Annotated in this window: 17 protein-coding genes; 10 read left to right on the top strand and 7 right to left on the bottom strand. The window is 64.0% G+C overall.

From position 1 onward, the window contains the following. Positions 1–1,253 precede the first annotated feature (1,253 nt). Positions 1,254–2,069 carry an RsiV family protein gene (locus B4400_RS06985; RefSeq protein ID WP_078309060.1) on the bottom strand — a complete coding sequence of 272 codons (816 nt, stop codon included), beginning with the start codon at positions 2,067–2,069 and terminating at the stop codon, positions 1,254–1,256. Positions 2,070–2,241: 172 nt separating this feature from the next. Between B4400_RS06985 and B4400_RS06980 the strand changes: the two genes are divergently transcribed. Then, positions 2,242–4,605: an arylsulfatase gene (locus B4400_RS06980; protein WP_078309059.1), complete on the top strand. Its 2,364-nt coding sequence runs from the start codon at positions 2,242–2,244 to the stop codon at positions 4,603–4,605. Between the two features lie 3 nt (positions 4,606–4,608). Here the strand turns inward: B4400_RS06980 and B4400_RS06975 are convergent, their stop codons facing one another. Next, positions 4,609–4,878, bottom strand: coding sequence for a hypothetical protein (locus B4400_RS06975; protein ID WP_078309380.1), 270 nt, complete (start codon positions 4,876–4,878; stop codon positions 4,609–4,611). A 124-nt stretch (positions 4,879–5,002) separates the two neighbouring features. On the opposite strand from B4400_RS06975, the gene B4400_RS06970 reads away from it, so the two are divergent. From B4400_RS06970 to B4400_RS24305, 3 genes are all read left to right on the top strand, one after another. Beyond that, positions 5,003–5,773 carry a S1/P1 nuclease gene (locus tag B4400_RS06970; RefSeq protein WP_078309058.1) on the top strand — a complete coding sequence of 257 codons (771 nt, stop codon included), beginning with the start codon at positions 5,003–5,005 and terminating at the stop codon, positions 5,771–5,773. A gap of 957 nt (positions 5,774–6,730) precedes the next feature. Further along, on the top strand, positions 6,731–10,129 hold the full coding sequence (locus tag B4400_RS24850) for a hypothetical protein (protein ID WP_286151115.1): 3,399 nt from the start codon (positions 6,731–6,733) through the stop codon (positions 10,127–10,129). 4 nt (positions 10,130–10,133) lie between these two features. Continuing rightward, complete coding sequence (locus B4400_RS24305) at positions 10,134–10,676, top strand: hypothetical protein (RefSeq protein WP_139361292.1); 543 nt, start codon at positions 10,134–10,136, stop codon at positions 10,674–10,676. Between the two features lie 26 nt (positions 10,677–10,702). Here the strand turns inward: B4400_RS24305 and B4400_RS06955 are convergent, their stop codons facing one another. The 3 genes from B4400_RS06955 to B4400_RS06945 all read right to left on the bottom strand — a co-directional run bounded on the left by B4400_RS06955 (position 10,703) and on the right by B4400_RS06945 (position 13,158). Continuing rightward, positions 10,703–11,527, bottom strand: coding sequence for a glycoside hydrolase family 16 protein (locus B4400_RS06955; protein ID WP_078309056.1), 825 nt, complete (start codon positions 11,525–11,527; stop codon positions 10,703–10,705). A 66-nt stretch (positions 11,528–11,593) separates the two neighbouring features. Next, the gene (locus tag B4400_RS06950; RefSeq protein ID WP_078309055.1) at positions 11,594–12,124 is read right to left on the bottom strand and encodes a cytochrome b; all 531 of its coding nucleotides are present in this window, start codon (positions 12,122–12,124) and stop codon (positions 11,594–11,596) included. Then, entirely contained in the window at positions 12,124–13,158 is a 1,035-nt protein-coding gene (locus B4400_RS06945; protein WP_078309054.1) for a catalase family peroxidase, read from the bottom strand. Before B4400_RS06945 ends, B4400_RS06950 begins: the two co-directional genes overlap by 1 nt. 50 nt (positions 13,159–13,208) lie before the next feature. Here B4400_RS06945 and B4400_RS06940 point away from each other — a divergent pair, with 50 nt between their 5' ends. Next, positions 13,209–13,877 (top strand): M15 family metallopeptidase, encoded by a 669-nt coding sequence (locus B4400_RS06940; protein ID WP_078309053.1) that lies wholly within the window; start codon positions 13,209–13,211, stop codon positions 13,875–13,877. A 113-nt stretch (positions 13,878–13,990) separates the two neighbouring features. Beyond that, entirely contained in the window at positions 13,991–14,722 is a 732-nt protein-coding gene (locus tag B4400_RS06935; protein WP_078309052.1) for a hypothetical protein, read from the top strand. 2 nt (positions 14,723–14,724) lie between these two features. On the opposite strand, the gene B4400_RS06930 is transcribed toward B4400_RS06935, so the two are convergent. Further along, positions 14,725–15,672, bottom strand: coding sequence for a hypothetical protein (locus B4400_RS06930; protein ID WP_286151114.1), 948 nt, complete (start codon positions 15,670–15,672; stop codon positions 14,725–14,727). A gap of 187 nt (positions 15,673–15,859) precedes the next feature. Here B4400_RS06930 and B4400_RS06925 point away from each other — a divergent pair, with 187 nt between their 5' ends. From B4400_RS06925 to B4400_RS06910, 4 genes are all read left to right on the top strand, one after another. Next, the gene (locus tag B4400_RS06925) at positions 15,860–17,446 is read left to right on the top strand and encodes an ABC-F family ATP-binding cassette domain-containing protein (RefSeq protein ID WP_078309051.1); all 1,587 of its coding nucleotides are present in this window, start codon (positions 15,860–15,862) and stop codon (positions 17,444–17,446) included. Between the two features lie 94 nt (positions 17,447–17,540). Further along, complete coding sequence (locus tag B4400_RS06920; RefSeq protein ID WP_078309050.1) at positions 17,541–18,575, top strand: M4 family metallopeptidase; 1,035 nt, start codon at positions 17,541–17,543, stop codon at positions 18,573–18,575. Positions 18,576–18,585: 10 nt separating this feature from the next. Next, a complete protein-coding gene (locus tag B4400_RS06915; RefSeq protein ID WP_030095271.1) occupies positions 18,586–18,849 on the top strand; it encodes a protealysin inhibitor emfourin in 264 nt (87 codons plus the stop codon). 70 nt (positions 18,850–18,919) lie between these two features. Beyond that, entirely contained in the window at positions 18,920–19,951 is a 1,032-nt protein-coding gene (locus B4400_RS06910; RefSeq protein WP_078309049.1) for a M4 family metallopeptidase, read from the top strand. Between the two features lie 4 nt (positions 19,952–19,955). Here B4400_RS06910 and B4400_RS06905 read toward each other — a convergent pair whose 3' ends face one another. Beyond that, positions 19,956–20,255, bottom strand: coding sequence for a hypothetical protein (locus B4400_RS06905; protein ID WP_078309048.1), 300 nt, complete (start codon positions 20,253–20,255; stop codon positions 19,956–19,958). Between the last annotated feature and the right edge of the window lie 11 nt (positions 20,256–20,266).

The following is a 20,266-nucleotide window of genomic DNA, read 5'->3' as shown; positions in this document are numbered from 1 at the left end:
GGCATCGATCACCCGCCCCGCCCGCCCTTCCCGAAGCGGTCCGAAGCCATCGATTACCAGCTGCTGCGGCCCGTGCGAGATCAACTCGAAGAGGCCCACACAGTGCTCTCTCGTGGCTCCAGGCCCGTGGTGGCATATGCGGCCAAATAGGCTGCGGCACTTTGCTCGTGGTGTCATTGCCGTTGCCAGTGTGATGATCGCAAGCATTTTACATACTTTGAAATTGTTGGAAACGAATTGTGCTCACTGCGAACCAAACTGATCAGACCGCCGGACGGATCGCAATTGCCCGACGATATTGGCGGCGCAGGCGGACAAGACCGTGAACGCCAAAACCGGCAAGTGCCGCTGCAACACTTCGCTGTCGGTCGCTTGGTCTCGGAAGGCATCCCGCATTGGTCGCATTGACGCTGCACACCAACGTTAGAGTTTCTGACGAGTAACTGCATCAAGAGGATTGGGGTGCCTCTCTGTGTCAACAGTGCTACTAGCTCCGCTTGTCGGGGTGTTCGCTCTCTGCGTTGCCATAGCGGGATGGGACGCAGCTGTGTTTGCGCGGCGCCATTTCGAACAACCGCGCCAACGGATACTCGATTGGACGCGCGAATGTGGCGAGGCCCTTGAGGTATTAACGGTTTCGGGTGCTGGCATGCTGAAAGGACAACGGGAACCGCCCATCGGCTAGGTCTCCGTAGCTATTTGCTGTTCCAATTGTTGGATGACTTAGACGATCTCGAATATGTTGGCAATTTTAAGTCACACAAATCTAGCCTCAACTATGTCGAGCCTGGCATCGTCAATCTAGTTGTAGACGGTGTCCGTGTGGCCATGCACCGTTGGGCTCTGCTGCATGGGGTGAGGACGGGTAACGGTACGCCGGAGCCTGCGACGCCCACGCCGCACCAGGTATACGACCTTGCTCACAGGGGTCTTCAACGGGTCGGGATGCTCCAAGAGCATGTGCTGCACTACAAGCGGATGCCGTGGATTGTCACCGTCCTAAAACGTCCCATGATTCGTGCGCGGATACGACGCCGACGAGAGATGCGTGCCCGGCTTTGGCGAGACAACCCCGGACCCCAATGGACCTCTGATGACGTCATGATTCCGCTATAGAACAATCCGACTTGCGATTGCTAACCGCGCCAACTGTCGACTAGCGGTCGGGTGAATACTGCGCGGTGGCCCGTGGTTGCTGGCCTCGCGTACGCAGTCAAGCGCTGAGGTCGGTGCTACTAGGAGAAGCTCAAACGCTACGCGATCATCGGGTCGATCGCCGACCGGGGCACTAGCACCTGCAACGCCCCGTATGAGTCGGGCAGTATCGCGCCCTGGTCGAAGAAGAACATCACTCCGTCATTGAGCACCGCGAAATTCTGGTAGTTCGACGGGTTGTACAGCGACGCGGGTGAGAACGGCAACGGCGGCGGGGGAGGTGGCGTCGTCGTCGAAGTCGTAGCCGACGTGGTGGTGGTCGGCTGTCCCGAGGTCGTCGGCGTGGGAGTCGCGACCGGCGGCGGTGCCAGCTGCTGCTGCAGCTGAGCCTGGACAATCGGCGCGACGGTCTTCAGCGGATCGTCCACCCGCCACAGCGGCGCACTGTCCTTATCGTCCTGCGCAACCGTGTAGAGAATCGGCTTGCGATAGCTCTGGTCCCAGTTGTAGGCCTTGAACGTCGTCTGCGCGCTGCCGGTGTTTTGGTACACCTTGAACACCACGGTCTGCGTGCCACGCGGGGGAATCGCCGAGGTGTAGGCCGTCGGCTTGATGCTCAACTGATACGGCGTGCTGCGGGCGGTACTGGACTTGGCCGTGTTGAGGAACGCGTCGCGCGTCTTGGCGACGTATTCGGCGATCGGCTTCTGTTCCGGGTAGTTCAGCGGAATGGTGATGTCGACGCTGTACCCGGGGTCCGAGAGGCGGATCTCACACGTGGTGCCGGTGTTATTGCCCTTGAGGTCGGCGCAGTAATCGTGCGGCGCCGCCCCCGCTACGCCAGAAAAACCGAAGATGGCGGCAGCCGTGGCCAGTACGGACACGCTTACCGAGCGTATGGATAAGTAGGGCACGCCTGCACTCTAACTTCGCAAGGTGAACCAAGTGCCCGGACCGCAGAACTGACGATCGGACTGAACTGCGCCTTTGAAGCTCCTGATAATCGGATGGAAGCCCCTCAGTGGCCCCGGCACCTCGCTACGATCACTGCGTCCTTGGATCTTGAACCCCTACGAGGGAGTAGCCATGACGGGATCGCCAGAATCCGGATTCAACGGCAAAATCGCCCTGGATATAAGGGATTCCGAACCGGACTGGACCCCGTACGCCGCACCTACCGCGCCTGAGGGCGCGCCCAACGTCCTGTATCTCGTCTGGGATGACACCGGCATCGCCACCTGGGACTGCTTCGGCGGGCTAGTGGAGATGCCTGCCATGAGCCGCATCGCCGAGCGTGGTGTGCGTCTCTCGCAGTTTCACACCACTGCGCTGTGTTCACCCACCCGTGCCTCGCTGCTCACCGGCCGTAACGCCACCACCGTCGGCATGGCCACCATCGAGGAGTTCACCGACGGCTTTCCGAACTGCAACGGCCGCATCCCGTTCGACACCGCGCTGCTCTCGGAGGTGCTCGCCGAAAAGGGCTGGAACACCTACTGCGTCGGCAAGTGGCACCTGACTCCACTGGAAGAAGCCAATCTCGCGGCTACCAAACGGCATTGGCCGCTCTCGCGAGGCTTCGAACGGTTTTACGGATTCATGGGTGGCGAGACCGACCAGTGGTACCCGGACCTGGTCTACGACAACCACCCCGTCGAGCCGCCCGCCACTCCCGAAGAGGGTTATCACCTGTCCAAGGACATCGCCGACAAGACCATCGAATTCATCCGCGACGCCAAGGTGATCGCCCCCGACAAGCCCTGGTTCTCCTACGTGTGCCCCGGCGCCGGCCACGCCCCGCACCACGTCTTCAAGGAATGGGCCGACAAGTACGCCGGCACGTTCGACATGGGCTACGAGCTGTACCGCGAGATCGTGTTGGAGAACCAGAAGAAACTCGGCATCGTCCCGCCCGACACCGAATTGTCGCCCGTCAACCCGTATCTCGACGTCAAGGGACCCAATGGCGAACCCTGGCCACTGCAAGACACCGTGCGCCCGTGGGACTCGCTCAACGACGAGGAGAAGCGCCTCTTCTCGCGCATGGCCGAAGTCTTCGCCGGATTCCTGAGCTACACCGACGACCAGATCGGCCGCGTCCTGGACTACCTCGAAGAATCCGGCCAGCTCGACAACACCATCATCGTGGTGATCTCCGACAACGGCGCCAGTGGCGAGGGCGGACCCAACGGATCGGTCAACGAGGTCAAGTTCTTCAACGGCTACATCGACACCGCCGAGGAGAGCCTGCGCTTCTACGACAACCTCGGCGGCACCGACACCTACAACCACTACCCAATCGGGTGGGCGATGGCCTTCAACACCCCGTACAAGCTCTACAAGCGCTACGCCTCGCATGAGGGCGGCATCGCCGATACCGCAATCATCAGCTGGCCCAAGGGAATCGCCGCGCATGGCGAAGTCCGCGACACCTATGTGAACGTCAGCGATATCACCCCGACCATCTACGAGCTACTGGGCATCACCCCGCCGGGCACCGTGAAGGGCATCGCCCAGAAGCCGCTCGACGGCATCAGTTTCACAGCGGCGCTACAAGATCCAAAAGCCGACACCGGTAAGGACACTCAGTTTTATACGATGCTCGGCACCCGCGGCATCTGGCACAAGGGCTGGTTCGCCAACACCGTGCACGCCGCCACACCCTCGGGCTGGTCGCACTTCGACAAGGACCGCTGGGAGCTGTTTCACATCGAGTCCGACCGCAGCCAATGCCACGATCTCGCCGACGCTCACCCGGACAAACTCGAAGAGCTCAAACAACTCTGGTTTGACGAGGCCGCCAAGTACAACGGTCTGCCGCTGGCCGACCTGAACATCCTGGAAACCCTGACCCGATGGCGGCCGTACCTGGCGGGGGAGCGCACGTCCTTCACGTACTACCCGAACACCGCCGAGGTCGGACTCGGTGCCGCGGTGGAGATTCGGGGACAGTCGTTTTCGGTGCTTGCCGAAGTATCCGTCGACACCGCCGATGCCGAGGGCGTCATCTTCAAACAGGGCGGCGCCCACGGTGGGAATGTGCTGTTCGTCCAGGACGGGAAGCTGCACTACATCTACAACTTCATGGGGGAGAAGGAGCAGAAGGTGTCCTCGCCGGGCACGGTGCCGTTGGGCGCGCACGTGTTCGGGGCACGCTTCGCCAAGACCGGCACGGTCGCGGGCAGCCACACCCCGGTCGGCGACGTGACGCTGTTCATCGACGAAGAAGCCGTCGGCTCACTCGCCGGAGTTGAAATCCACCCGGGCACATTCGGTCTCGCGGGTGCCAGCCTGTCGGTCGGGCGCAACAGCGGATCGGCGGTGTCCTCGGATTACCAGGTGCCGTACGCCTTCACTGGCGGAACTATCGCGCAGGTGGTCGTCGATATCTCGGGGGAGCCGTACGAAAACCTGGAGAAGAAGCTCGCGATCGCCTTCGCGAAGGACTAAAGGTTAGGCGGGCCACTCGGTGAGCTGTTCCCACTCACCGAACGGTGGCTTCTTCGCCGCCTGGATCACGATCTGTCCGGTGACCGCCGACCCAGGGTGGTACTCGTCGATCGCGAACCCGCCCTGCCGGTCCTCGGGTGTGGCGCCATCCCAGATGTAGATCGGACCGGGCGCCGCTGCGGCGGCCTCCGCGACTTCCTGACCGCACTCGGCGGCAGGCTCGTCGCGACCCACACCGGTGTGCTTGCCATCGATACGCCGCCAGATGCTCACGAATCGGATGCTACGCGCCACCGCGCGCTCTGGGCAGCCACAACTTGACCAGGCGGTGAACTCACAGAACGAGTAGGTGTCTACTTGCGCCATCGCGGCCACACTGTGTCACCGTGGACTGGTGATGAAAAAGTTTGGCGCGTTGGTGGTTGTGGCCGCGCTGCTGCTCGTGACGGCGCCGCTGGCCTCCGCCTGGGGTCCGCAGGGGCACAGCATTGTGGGCGCGGTCGCCGACGCGCAGCTCACGCCTGCGGCCCGCGCGGAGGTTTCGCGCCTGCTGACCGGCGAGACCACGCCGACGCTGGCCGGTGTGGCGAACTGGGCCGACCAGGTACGCCCGAGCCGGCCCGAGACCGCGCCCTGGCACTACGCCGACATCGCCGAGAACAACTGCCAATATGTGCCTGCGATCAATGGCGACAACGGCAACAACGTCATCGAGGCCATTCGCAACCAGACCGCGATCCTGGCTGACAGATCCAAATCGCATGCCGAACGCCGCGAGGCCCTGAAGTTCGTCGTGCATTTCGTCGGCGACATTCACCAGCCGATGCATGACGCCTACGCCCGCGACCGCGGCGGCAACGACATCCCGCTGACCTACAACGGCCGGTCCACCAACCTGCATTCGTTGTGGGACAGCGGATTACTCAACACCCGCGGCCTCAACGACGCTCAGTACATCCAGGTGGTTCAGGCCCTGACCGCACCCGATCTTGGCAGCACCGATCCCGTCGACTGGGCACAGGACACCTGCCACATCGCGGTGGGCGCATACCCGAACACCTCGACCATCGGCACCGAGTACACCAACCAGTACCGGCCGATCGCTGAGGCGCAGCTGCGCCTGGCCGGTGATCGCCTGGCGCGGTTGATCAATGGCACGCTCGGCTAATGCGTGACGGTGCTGCCTGCATTTCGTGTAATCCGAGGTCTACTATCGCTGACTTGGGGGTCAGCAGTGACCACAGTTGGCTAGCCGCTGATCGGGTCGTGCAATGTCGGCAGACGCATGTCGATAGTTGCTTTGGTAAGGGCAACAAGTGGGCATTACAGGTCGGGGTCGGTCTGACGCGCGCCCGGGATTGAACTGTAGGGCCATACGGATCTACGGAGACCAACAACGAACTCCTGGAAAGGGTTCGGCTGCGGCGTGCAGTCTCGCTATTCGCCGCGGTCTTGATCACCACTACGTGTACTCCCCCTAGAGGGAGTAGCCGTTGGAGTCGCACGAGCTTGTTGACTCGCCTCCCTAAAACCACGAGCTGTAAGGAGACGGGTCGCTTCCCCCGCCGAGCACCAGATGTCGTATCACTGGACGAGCGAACCGGTAGGAAATGATGTAGAAGATCCGCGCCCACTCGCTGGACTTGACGGTTGCCAAACCATCATTGGTGAACTGCGCCAACTTGTTCTCCTTCGACGGCCACCGCGACCTCGCTGCCGAACCTATATGCACATTCGGCATCAGATGTTGCTTTTCGATGAACGCGGCCGGTCTACACCGAGGTACACATAGCGTCCAGCGAGAGCACGCGGCAGTGCCGACTTTCCGGCGGCCGCACGGAGCACCGGAACCCTCACGCGCCACCAGCGCCACGCGCACTGGCCGCCACCGAGGCGACGCTTCCGCCGCGCCACCGACCAGCCGGAGCCATGCCATGACGTTGTAGCCAGGACCAACGAGATGTGGCCGGACAGGCCGGCTCTTCGGATCGGTGGGGGAAGCGGCGTGCCAGGTGACGTTCAGTGATAATCCAATTTCGAGTTTGCTGTGGAGGTGGACGGCTGTCGGTATTGGTCGGTACTCTTGATTCCACGAGTTATTTGCTTAGAAACGACGGGGACGATTGTGGCCGGATACAAAGCATCCACGGAGCAACTGACAGCAGCGGTAGGGCGGCACAGCCAAGCGGCCCGATCTGTTGCGACCGATGAGTTGCCTGATCGTGATCTTGAATCGCGCGATGATGCTAGTGCCGACAACGGTCGTCGCCTGGCATCCTTCGCTGTCGGCTCGGCGCTGGTGGTCGGTGCGGTCGCCGCGCTCCACAACCTGTACCGCAGCGGGGATGGTGCTGCCGAGCTGGTCGGTTGGGCCGGGCTGTTGCTGCTGGGCATGACTGCTCTCGGTGGCGGCGTCAAGCTGGCGCTGTGGGGAGCCAGGCCCGTGACCGCCGCGGTATCCGACGCGGTGACGGGCCGCTGCTCCGAGTCAGTGCGCGCGGTCATTGCGGCTCTCGGTGTGATCGCCGGGTCGTTGGCGATGTGGTGGGTCTTCCGGGGTGGTTACACCAGCTGGTGGCAGAACCTCACCGGTGAGCGCCAATGGTCTGTGCTGTTCGGGGTTGGCCAGATGCTTGTCGCCGTCGCGGCGGGAGCCGCCTTGTTTACCGGCGGCAAGTACCTGACCGGCTTGGCCAAAGAGGTGCTGGCTGATGCAGGACTGCTACTCGAACGCGACCGCTCAGCAGACAAGGCCGGAGCGCAGGAAGCGTTGTGGCATCCCGGCCTGGTCGCCGCCCTTGTTGGCGGTGGTTTGGGGTTGGTGCTGCTGACTGCCGGGATTACTCCGCGGTTGTATGTGTGGATCACTGGCCCGGACGTGTTCCCCGCTGTGGGGGCCATTGCCTTTGTGCTGCTATGGGCGATCGGTTCGAATCTGGGCTGGTGGAAAGGCCTTGGCGGCCTGTGGAAGTGGGCTACAGATGCTTCGCAGAAGACTGCGGCGACCGCGGGTGTTGTTGCGGTGTTGATGTTCTCGGCTGGTGGTTTGGGGTTGGGGTGGTTTACCCCGGCGACGGTGCCGCAGGCGCACGCGGCGTGCCCGCCGGATTGTGGTGGACCGGGCGGTAGTGACGGCCCGCCGGGGGGTGGGCAGATGTTCCAGCCGCCGAGTCAAGGTGGGCAGCAGATGCCTGACTACCAGGGCTCGAACTCTGGATACCCGAGCCTGGACCAGAACAATGGCGTGAGCATCTACAACCAGCAGCCCAGTCAGGGGGCGACCTCGAACAACGCGGGGTCCCCGCAGCAGGGACAGAACGCTGACGGCTCGTGGCAACGCGCAGCCAATGGCGAGCAGCTGCCCAACTACCAAAACGCGACCCCGTACACCCAAGGACCGGGTGCTCCGAATCCGGAATACAACGGTGGCCAGGCCAACTCGGGATCGCAAGGCGCGCAGCCGAATCAGGGTGTGCAGCAGCCGGCGCAACAGCCGCAGCAGGCGTCCCAGCAGCCGCCAGAACAGAACAACTCTGGTCAGCAGTCAAACCAGTCGTCGGATCAGCAGAAGATTGATGATCTGACCCGCCAGCTGCAGGACCGGCAGAAGCAGACCGGCCAGGAACGTCAGCAGATCGACGACCTGACCAAACAGCTGCAGCAACAGAACAAGCAGAACCAAAAGCAGCAGCCGCCCAAGTTCCCGTCCAAGGACGACAAGAAGGACCGTGATCAGCAAGAGCAGCAAGACCGCGATAAGCAGTCCGGCGACAACGATCTAGCAGCCCTGTTGATGGGTGTGGCCTCCACGCGCCGCCGCAAGCAAGACGAACAGGAACAGGGCCCGGACACCCAGGCTCTTGGGCAGGACGCATCGCAAGCGGTGCAAGGGCTTCCCGATGATGTGCAGACATACGTGCAGTCCGGGCAGGGCATTGCGCAGTCCTCGGGCCAGGCCGCACAGGGCTTCGGCTCCGCGGCGCAGGCCGGTGCTTCGCTGGCATCTTCGGCCCAGTCAGGCGCAGTGAATCCGCAGGACGCCATCACGTTGGTTCAGGGTGTCTCCCAAGGTATTCAAGGCACCGCCGATGCGGTCAACAGCGGCTCGCAGATCCTGAAGACCGCCCAGAAAGAGGCCGACCAGGCCGCTCAAGCCGTCGGAGATGCCAACCCGCAACTGAAACCGCAGATGGAGCAGATCGCCAAGCTCAATGGCCAGGCGTCGCAGGTGACTGACATGGTCGGCCAAGGCGCACAGCTCACCTCGCAGGGAGCGGGCGCGGTCAACTCGGTAAGCAGCATGGGGTCGGGTGGGCTGCCAGAGGGCACTGCGACCTCTATGTCCGCGCCACAAGGTGCTGCCCCGTCGCCACCTGCACCGAGTCCGGGGACTTCGGGCGGGATTGCACAGATGAATCCGGCTCCGCAAGCTCCTGCCGCAAAACCTCAGGGGATGCCGTCTGTAGTTAATGACCCCGGCGGCCAGGGCCGGGTTGACGCCCCGCGCATCGTGAAAGGCGTTGAGGGCACTCCTCCGCGTCAGAACGTGGACGTCTCTTCCTTGAACCGGGTAGGGGTTACTCAGCAGAAGACATTCGCCGATCCACACGTGCCGTCGATCAACGACAGTTTCGAGAAGGTCGCCCCAACCAAGGGCGATTCGTTCGACCTGGGAACCTACTCAAACGGCCAGATATGGACCGGCGACTACTACGAGACTGCTGGCGCAGATCGCGGCGGCAAGGGTGGTATGTACCGGATTCCGGCCAGCCAGGATGGGAAGACAGCGACGGGCAATCCTGTTCGGGTGGCTCCTCCTGCCAACAATCCTGATGGTTCCCCTCGCGACCCTTCGTCGCGTCTGCTGCCCACGGGGAAAGCTGATTTGGGTGGCGGTCAAGACCTTGTCTTTGCCTCACAAACCCCCTCGCCAGGTTCAAGCGAATTCGTTTCGAACTTCACTTGGGCATATAACGCCGCGAATCCGAATGCCGCGCCAACGGCCATTAACGGGATCTCCCAGCTGTCCGGTGCGGCTACCCCCGACGGTCAGATGCTGGCTGTGGGAAACATCGGGACGGATGGGCCGCGGCATGCTTGGCTTACCCCAAAGACCGGAAGCGACGGTTGGCTAGATCCCACAAAATGGACCGACCTCGGACAGATCGCCGGTGGGGGCGGACGCGAAAATCAAGTATTTGCACTGCCTGGTGGCGGTTACGGACTCCTTGATTCTGGAGGGTTGAACAACGCTGTCGGTATCAAGGTGGGCCAGACACCGCAGCAACTCGTTAGCGGTGAGATGATTCCTTTGATCAATAACGGCAATGCCAACCCGTTGCCGAACGATCCGTTCTTGTCCAGTGCCGCTAACCAGCTCCTGCAGCCCTATGGCCCAGAAGTCCTCTCGGTGGTACCCAACGGAAATGGCTCGACGCTGACGTTTCTCGCAAGTCAATGGGTCACTGACCCGACCCGTGCATACCGCACCCTCTTGTACACCGTGAACATCGGCCCGTCCTAACGAAATGGAGGAATACACCGATATGGGAGTTGTGAAGCGAATCAGACGCCTTGCTACGGTTTTTGCTATACCGGCTGCTTTTGTTCTGGCGATGGCCGACGTGGCTCACGCTGAGCCTCCCGGTTTCCCTGATGTATCGGGCTTCGTTTCGGACAGCCCGCTTCAGTACCCGCTACCGCTCTCGCGTTCAACCGACAAGGCGGTGCGATTCTCGACCCCATTCGGATATACCTGTTCGATGAACGGCTGGCACGTAGGCTGCTTCGGCAAGCAGTTACCTGGATACTCGTATGCAGGAACGCTGCCTGCTTCCTCTTGTGGTCAGATGATCAGTAACGACGCAGCCCCAGCACGTCCGGCATATTTTCAACCGGCGCCCACTTACTGCCAGGCCCCTGATAGTTCGATCTTGCCCTCGGGGCACAAGATCGAATACAACGGGTTGACGTGCGCGGTCGGGCCCGATTTCACCGCGTGCAGCGATAACAGTCAGCCTGAGCAGCGCGGTTTCGTGCTGCGCCAGGACGGCAACAGCCTTCTCTTCTAACCCTGTTCAAGACGAACAGAACAGATCTACCAGACCCGCACGTAGTCGACGAGCATCTCGGCCGGGTAGGAACCACCCGACGGATCGCCGCCGCCGGAACCGGAAACCGCCAGGTTCAGCATGGGCTGCAGGGTGTAGCCCGGGTCGTTAAACGGCCAATCGTCAAGGGAATTCGCGTCCACCGTCAGGTACGGCTCCATGCCGTCGTGGTAGTCCATCCAGAAGTACAGCCCGGCATCGGTCCAGGTGCAGCGCCAGGTGTGCCAGTTGTTGTCCACCGGCATCGGCAGCGTCTCGAACGAGGTGCCGTCCAGGCGCGCGTGGATCGTGGTGCCCGAGGGCCAGTCACGGTTGCCGTACCACTCCACGAGGTCGATCTCGCCGCCGCGCTCGGGGTTGTCGTTCAGCAGCCACCACGCCGGCCAGGCGCCATCGGTCAGGCAGTTGAACTTGATGCGCGCCTCGAAGGTGTGGCCGATACCGCCGCGGAAGGTGCCGTGCAGCTTGCCGCTGAAGTACTTGTTGCCTTCCTTCGTCGCGCGGATCACCAGGTTGGATTTTCCGTCGAGGAAGATGTTGGTGCGGCTGTCGCGGTACTCGCCCATGTTCTCGGGGCGGTCCCAGAACACGGGGTTCTTGATCTTCTCGCGGAACTTCGCGGCCACCCACTTGGAGCCGTCGGGGGCAGAACCGGCGGGGCCGTCGAACTCGTCGCGGAAGACAAAACCGGCCGTTTGGGCATCGGGCGGCGCTGCGGGCTGACGTCTCGGGTCGGCCTGGGCCGTGGCGAGGGGCAGGGCAGCTGCGGCAATGCCGAAGCCCATGGTCAGTATCAACTTACGGCGATCCATTTCGGGCACCCCGAAACGATAATGGTTGTACCTGGGTGATTGGCGCAGCCCCGGCCATTTTGGCTGCTAGTGGCGCGGAAGCATTCTGGCCAGCAGTCCGTCCCGCAACCCGATCGTGTGAAACAGCACGGCGCTGACATGGGCAACTATGCAGGCGAGCAACGCGTACGCCACCCACGCGTGTGCCTCGCGCAGCACGCCGTACCACCCGATGCTGGTGGGCACGATCGACGGAAAATGCAGTCCGGCGACCTGGACCGGGACCCCGGACGCCGACACCAGCGCCCAACCGATCACCGGTTGCGCCAGGAACAGCGTGTACATGGCGAGCTCGGAACCGGCCGCTATGAAGCGCTCCGGCTGGGCGAGGGATAGCGGCGGCGGCTTGTGCCAGATCCGGTTCCCGAGGCGCAGTACCGCGAGCACCAACACCACCACGCCCACGGCCTTATGCCAGGCCAGCACCATTGGATAGTCGCCCAACGATCCGACGAGCAGCGCGCCGAGCACCAACATCGTGATGATCGAAACCGCCATCAGCCAATGCAGAAGCTGCGCCGCCAGTCCGAAACGCTCGACACCCGTGGATTCAGTCATCAGTTGTCCTGCCCGAACTGCTCCACCGGCGCCGGGGTCTCGCGCGCGCGGCGCCGGAACGACTCGGCATAGATGGCCGCGCGGGCCGCAAGGATCGGATCATCGGATATCTCAATTCCGTTGGGCAGCACTGTCGGATCGAAGTTGGTATCCCGGATGCGTTCCTGCTCTTGGGCTATCGCGTGGCTGAGCACCAGTGTTCCGGCATCGATCTGCTCGCGGTCGGCAGGCCAGGGCAGTGTCGGGTCATGTGTCTGATCCACGCCCGGCATACCGATCTGAAGCAGCAGCCGGTACCGCAGCTCACCGCGACGCACCCGCTGGGCCAGCGCTTCGAACATCCAATGGGGCCCGTTCTTCGACGGGGTTCCGGCCTCGTCCCCGTCAGGAATTACCCGCCACCGCACCGGAGTCCGGGCGCCATCCTTGGTGACGAAGATGAAGGTATTGAGGCTCGAATAGGTGGCCTGCGCGAACGACGAGGCCTTGGGTGCCGCCTCGATCAGCTTCTGTGCGGCCGCCGCAGCGGGGTTATCCCGCAGGAACGCCGCCACCTTCTCCTTGTCACCCGAGGTCCGTGCCGAGATCAGCCCGTAAAACATCTCCGGCGTCGGGGCCATGAACACCGGCGCGGCGGCCATCGCGGTGCGCCACTGCTGCCCGTCGGGAAGTGAAAACTCCAGAGCCAGCGCCTGTCCTGCGCCGGTATCGGGCTGGTGCGGATTCTGGCCGCCCACCGAGAACCGCCCGGCGACAGGATGCACGCCCTTGACGAACACCGACGCCGAGGAGACTTCCGCGCCCGCGCCATTGCTTTCGAAACGGCCCGACACCGCAAGAGCTTTGGCGTGGTTGCGTCGATACCCGACGAATTTCCCTCCGGTCGACTCGAACAGGTCGATGAAGGAGCGCCCGGTCAGTCGCACGCCGCCCCGGCCCTCCAGGGCCAAGAAGCCACCCAGTCCCGTCACGGTGACTGCCCCGGCGGCGGCCAGTCCCAGGAACATGCGGCGGTCTAGCTTGTGTGCGACCACGAAACGAGCGTAATACGCGAATCTGTGAGCGCACCGGGGACAATGAAACGATGATGAAGCGTCTCATCCTCGGTCTCGGATACGCCGCCCTCGGTCTCGGGTGCGCTCTGAGCCAGTTCGCACCCGCCAGCGCCGATCCCGGAGTCCCGCCCGTGAGCGAGGCCGCCCGCGCCGCCGGGCTGCTGGATGTGCGCAGCGTCGTCCCCGACGCGGTCATCGACCTGCGCTATGCCACCACCAACAACTTCACCGGTGTGCAGCTGTACCCGGCCGACGCCCGCTGCCTGGTGCACGAGTCGATGGCGCCGGGCCTCAAGACCGCCGCCGACACGTTGCGCGCCAACGGCGAGCGGCTCGTCTTCTGGGACTGTTACCGCCCGCACGATGTGCAGATCCGCATGTTCCAGGTAGTGCCTAACCCGAACTGGGTCGCCAAGCCCGGCCAGTACGCCCGCAGCCACGAGGCCGGACGCTCGGTGGACGTCACCCTGGCCAATGCGCGGGGCTTGGTCGATATGGGTACCGGATTCGACGATTTCTCCCCGCGCTCCCTCGCGTACGCGACCGACGGGGTCAGTGCGGACCAGCAGGCCAACCGGGCCCGCCTGCGCAGCGCCATGCAGGCCGGCGGGCTGCAGGTGTACTCGGGTGAGTGGTGGCATTTCGATGGGCCCGGAGCGGGTGTGGACCGCCCGATTCTGCAGGTGCCGGTCAACTGACCAGACGGTTGTTCCATTGCCCGGGAGAAATTGAGTAGTCCAGTACCCGGTGCGATGGCGCTCTACCGGAGTAATTTCCCATTCGGGTCGAATGATCCCGCTGGGAGGTTGCCATGCCTGCATCGCCGATTCCCGTGGGGACAGTGCGCCGCTGTGCCCCTGTCGCGGTGCTTGTCGGCGCCCTCGTGGTCGCCTGCGGCGGCGCCGGTGAATCTGTCACGCGCACCGTCACCCAGACCGTCACCGATCAGACGACGATTACCCACGAGGGCGGCGGTGGTTCGCACGAAAGTACCAGCGGCGGTGGGTCGTCCACATCCGGCAAGACGCCTACGGACGAGGGGCTCGCGTGGGTGCCGTACGGCCCCAAGGACCCTGCCTTTCCGACACCGGGCTGGGACGTCTACGTCTACTTTCTCAAGCACGACTGCGACAGCCTGAAGAATGTCCAGAAACCCGAGGGCAACCTCTACGAGGCGGCGGTGGGGGTGTGCCGTGCCGCGGTGAACGGCGAAGCGAGCCAATGGGATGTGGCGGCCAAGGCCTTTGCGGCGCGCGGCGGGGGTGTCGAGATCGGCCCGGCGCAGTGCGTTGACGACACCATCGCGGCCATGGTCACCAAGCTCCTTGCCTGGCATGAGGAACACCCGGGCAGCCAGCCCGAGCTGACGTTCCCGCAGACCGACGGCCGCACGGCATGCTCGAAGGACAACAACAGCTTTGTGCCACCGGACGAGACTGATTCCTCCACAACCAGTTCCACGACATCAAGCACCACAACGTCGAGTACCACCTCCACCACGACCACCTCGAGCACGACAACCACCACCACACCGACGCGGTGAGCTCAGTGCGAGAACTGCCAGTGCACCGAATCGTCCTCGTCCAGCACGATGATGCTGCCGTAGCGGACGGTCCACCCCTCGGTCATCAGGAACAGCCGGCCCCCGGACTCGGCGAGCAGCCGTAATCCCGTGGTGCGGTAGAGCGTTTTCGGCCCCGTGGTGATCTCCTCGGTACGCACGACGGGCGAGTCGATACCCAACGGGCTCTCGCTGACCGCCGTCGCCCGGGGCAGTGACGACACCGAGTCTTCGTAGCGCTGCGCATACCCTCGCCCGACGATATCGGCGTACCCCTGCACCGCCCAGAACATCGCCGCCGCAATCACAATGCCGACGAGCACGGCCTCGAGCACGTCTGGGGGGCGGGCAATGGCAGAGCGTGGCCGGGTGCGTTCCTGCCCCTGGCGGCTCAGATGTCTGCCGTAGACCGCGAGCGCCGTGCCGATCGCGATCATGAGCGGCCACACCACCGTCCCGGGTTCCCAGGTGCGCGTGAGTGCGGGCAGCACCACACCCAGGATGGCGACACCCTGCCCGCCGAGCATCGTCACCCGGCAGATCACCCGGATCGTGTCGGTCATGCCGTCACGCTCGATCTTCTCGGTCAACGCGCGATGCGCTGCCAGCCAGGCGATTCCGATGACCGCTGTCGCCAGGATCGGCAGATACAGCGTGCTGATGCTGCGCAGCACGTAGTCCTGGGTGGTGAAGCGGAACAGGCTTACCTCGATGCCCATCCACTGCGACTGCGCGTCGCTGCGCGCCCAGCCGAAGTACAACAGCAGGGCGGTGATCATGGTCAACGGTGTTCCCACCGTGGTGATGACGGCGATGACGGGGCGAAGGACCGACACCGGATCCGGAGAGTCCTGGGCGGCCCGAGCGTCGAGCTTCCCCGGCGCGTCGGCAGATTGACGCGCTGGCTCCTCCGACGCTTCTTCGGCCGGCATGCGAGCATGCTACGCGCGGGGCCCTGACCAGGGAGGAAAATCCCCTTGCCGCCCTATCCCGCGGCGCCTACCCTGACTGACGTCCTCGTCCCCGACGAAAGGTATGACATGGATCTGTGAGGCCTGGCAATCCGTCGGCGCGCCCTCGCGCGTTTTCGGCGACCCCACCTCACAGGAAGTCCTTTCCATGTCTGCTGTCATTTCCTCGAACGCTCTCACCTACGTACATCCCGACGGTTCTGTCGTTCTCGACGGGCTCGACATGCTGGTGCCGGCAGGGCGATCCGGGCTGGTCGGTGTCAACGGCTCCGGTAAGTCCACCCTGCTCAAGCTCATCGCGGGCGAGCTGCCGCCTACCTCGGGGATGATCCATGCCTCGGGCCATATCGGTTATCTGCCACAGGATCTCACCATCCGCGCCGATCAGTCGGTACCCGATCTGCTGGGTCTGACACCGGTGCTGGCGGCCATCGCGGCCATTGAGAACGGCTCCACCGACCAGGCCGATTTTGACACCGTCGGCGACGACTGGGATCTGGCCGAGCGGGTGCGCGCCGAACTGGATCGTCTGGGCCTGCCGGCCGCGGTGCTGGAGCGCACGCTGGGCGATCTGTCCGGAGGCGAGGTGATCCGGCTCGGTCTGGCCCGGCTGCTGTTGCGGCGCCCCGACATACTGCTGCTGGATGAGCCCACCAACAACCTCGACGGCCAATCCCGCCAGCACCTGTACGACGTGGTGTCGTCCTGGCCGCGCACGCTGCTGGTGGTCAGCCACGACCGCGAGCTGCTGGAGCACGTGGAACGCATCGGGGATCTGCGTGAGGGCGCCGTCGTGTGGTACGGCGGCGGCTACAGCGAGTACGCGGCGGCGATCGCGGCCGAACAAGAGGCTGCCGCGCAGGCGATCTCGACGGCCAAGGCCGAGGTGCGCCGTGAGCGCCGCGACCTCGCCGAAGCCGAAAGGGTGATCGCGCAGCGGCGCCGCTACGGCGCCAAGATGCAAGCCAACAAGCGTGAGCCCAAGATCGTCATGGGGCTGCGCAAGCGATCCGCGCAGGAATCGGCGGCAGCGCTCAAGCAGACGCAGACCGATCGGCTGGACAAGGCCCGCGAGAATCTGGATGAGGCGCAGACCCGGCTGCGCGCCGACCGCTCCATCCGCATCGACCTGCCGGGCACCGAGGTTCCCGCCGGTCGCGTCGTCGTCACCACCGACAACCTGGTGCTTCGTCACGGAGTCGCCGCGCAGCTGGAGCTGCGCGGGCCCCAGCGGGTGGGCCTGGTGGGGCCCAACGGCTCGGGAAAGACCACCCTGCTGCACACCCTCGCGGGGCGCATTCCCGCCGCCGAAGGTGCTGTGACGGTGCACGTTCCGCTGGGCCTGCTCCCGCAGCGTCTTGACCTGCTGGACGATGCGCTCAGTGTCGCCGACAATGTGGCCCGCCGTGCTCCGCACGCCGACATGAACACCATCCGCGCCAAACTGGCGCGTTTTCTGTTCCGCGGCAATGCCGCCGACAGGCTTGTCGGTGCGCTCTCCGGTGGCGAACGGTTCCGGGCAACGCTGGCCGCGGTGCTGCTGGCAGACCCTGCGCCGCAGCTGCTGCTGCTGGACGAACCCACCAACAACCTGGACTTCGCGTCCTACGACGCGCTGGTCTCGGGGCTAGGGGAGTACCGGGGTGCCGTCATCGTCGCCAGCCACGACCTCGGCTTTCTCGACGACATCGGGGCCCAGCAGACGGACTGGAGGGCGGAGCCGGTAATCGGGTAGTGCGGTACGCACGTCAGGGGGATGCCTCCGCACGCACGCTGAGCTCGTCATGTTCCCACCCCGCGCATGCGCGGCCATGTCAAGGAGACTCACGATGTGTTTCATTATTCCCCAAGATGTCCTGCTGCGATTGGCCGACGATGACAGCGTCGCCGACGATTCGCGGACGGCCCTGGCGGCCACGGCCGCATCCGAATCGGCCTGGCGCACACTGCGCGACGCGCACACCGAGGCCACCCAGGCCGGACTGCTGGCCCGCGCCGACGCATTCGTCGCAGTCGCCAAGGCGCTGGCCACCGCGCCCGGTACCCCGGTGTTCGACTGCAAGCACACCACCTCGCTGCCCGGTATCACCATCGCGAATCCAGGCACCTCCACCGATACCTCCGCCAAGCACGCGTTCACCGAAACCGCCTCGGTGGCAAAGTTTTACAAGGACTGCTTCGGGCGCAATTCGGTCGATGACGAAGGCATGACGCTGGTGTCCTCCGTGCACTACAGCGTCAACTACTCCAACGCGTTCTGGAATGGCTCGCAGATGACCTACGGCGATGGTGATGGCGAGATCTTCGTCGACTTCACCGGATCCAATGACGTGATCGGCCACGAGCTGACGCACGGCGTCACCCAGTACACGGCGGGCCTGCTCTACAAGAACGAGGCCGGTGGCCTCAACGAGAGCATGTCCGATGTGTTCGGATCGATGTTCCGGCAGTGGAGCGCCGGACAAACGGTCGACCAGGCCGACTGGCTGATCGGCAAGGACATCATGGGTCCGCGGGCCATCGCCAAGGGCTTCACCTGCCTGCGCGATATGTCCGATCCGGGCGCCCGGCACTGCCTCGCGCCGCAGCCGTCGCACTATCGGGACTACGTGCCCGGCAGCGACCCGCATGAGAGCAGCGGCATCCCCAACTATGCGTTCTACCTCGCGGCGACCAAACACGGCTCGTACTCCTGGCAGGGCGTGGGCACGGTCTGGTACGAGGCCCTGACCAGCCCGAAGGCCCGGCCCAACATGAAGATGAAGGCCTTCGCCAACCTGACGCGCGAGATCTCCGCAGCCAACGCGGCCGCCGAATCGGTGCATAAGGCGATAGACGACGCGTGGACCGCGGTCGGGCTGTAGCGTCGCCGTCATGGTGGAGTACCTCATCGACAGACGGGGCGGATTCACCGGGCTTCCGGCCAGCGGTACGTGTACTGACCAGAGCTTGGACCCCGAGGCGCGACGCGCACTGGACGGATTGTTGGACAGCCCCGGGTCGCTTCCCGGTGACCCGGGGGCTGACCGCTTCACCTATACGGTGACCCGGGTCAGCGGGTCTGATCGGACCACTCGGGCCATCCCGGAAAGTCTGCTGCCCGACGCCGTCCGTCAGGTGGTCAAAGAGCGGATCTGACGGACGGACCTGACAGTTCACCGCTCACGAGCCGAGCGGGTATGCACCCTGCCGGGTAGGGTGATTCGTAATGTGCACGCGTTTCATCATCCCGCCGGCCGTACTGTCGCGACTGGCTGAGGATGGTGACATCGCCGAAGACTCGCGGGTCGCGCTGCTAGACACCGCGGCATCCGAATTGTCCTGGCGTACCTTGCGTAATGCGCACACACGAGCCACCCAGACAGCAACCGGCAATACCATCAGCGCAGCCGCGACGGCGTTGGCCAAGGTCCCCGAAACGCCGGTGTTCGATTGCCTGCAGACCACCTCGCTGCCGGGCGTGGCCGTCGCCGATCCGTCCGCGTCCAGGGACGCCACCGTCCAGCGGGCATTCAGCGAAACGGCCGCGGTTGTGCGTTTCTACCGGGAGTGCTTCGGGCGCAACTCCGTTGACAATGCGGGCATGACGCTGATCTCGTCCGTCCACTATGGCGTTAAGTACACCAACGCCTTCTGGAACGGTTCGCAGATGGCCTACGGCGATGGTGACGGCCAGATCTTCCTGGACTTCACCAAGGCCAACGATGTGATCGGTCATGAACTGACACACGGGGTTACGCAATTCACCGCAGGCCTGAACTACGAGAACGAGGCCGGGGCGTTGAACGAGAGTGTCTCGGATGTCTTCGGGTCGATGTTCCGGCAATGGCAAGCAGAGCAGAGCGCGGACACGGCCGATTGGCTGATCGGCAAGGACATTCTGGGGCCGCGCGCGCTCGACAAGGGGTACACCTGCCTCCGGGATCTCGCCGACCCCGGTGCCGCGCACTGCCTCTCGCCGCAACCGGCTCACTACCGCGACTACGTTCCCGGCAGTGACCCGCACGACGGCAGCGGCATCCCCAACCACGCGTTCTACCTGGCGGCGACCAAACACGGCTCAAAGTCCTGGGAGGCCGTGGGAACGGTCTGGTATGAGGCGCTGACCAGCCCGAAGGCAAGAAAGAACATGACGTTCAAGGCTTTCGCGAAACTCACCCGGCAGATCGCCGCGGCCCGGACCGGTGCTGAGTCACCCAAGGCGGCCATTGACGAGGCATGGACCGAGGTCGGGCTCTAGCGGCTTAGTCGCCGGTGTCCCAGTAGTTGGGGCAGGAGACGTCGACGTAGACGGTCGTGTTGGCCTTGACCTGTGTGCCTGAGCGGTCGGGATTGTTGATGCCGTTGACGGTGCAGAACTCCAGCGGGGTCAGGGTGTTGCCGTTGACCCAGTTGATCTGGACCTCGTACCCCTGGCCTTCCAGTTCCGAGATGGTTTCGCTGGCCGAGCCGGATCCGGCGATCGGCCAGTTGGGGTCTGCGACGGCCATCGGCGCAAGTGACAGCGCCATCACTGCCGATGCGCACACTGCTGCGAACCTCATGGGAGACCTCC

Source organism: Mycobacterium sp. D16Q13, from assembly GCF_002013375.1.
Lineage (GTDB): Bacteria > Actinomycetota > Actinomycetes > Mycobacteriales > Mycobacteriaceae > Mycobacterium.
Note: the sequence above shows the minus strand (reverse complement) of the source record. Positions and strands in the feature narration are given on the sequence as shown.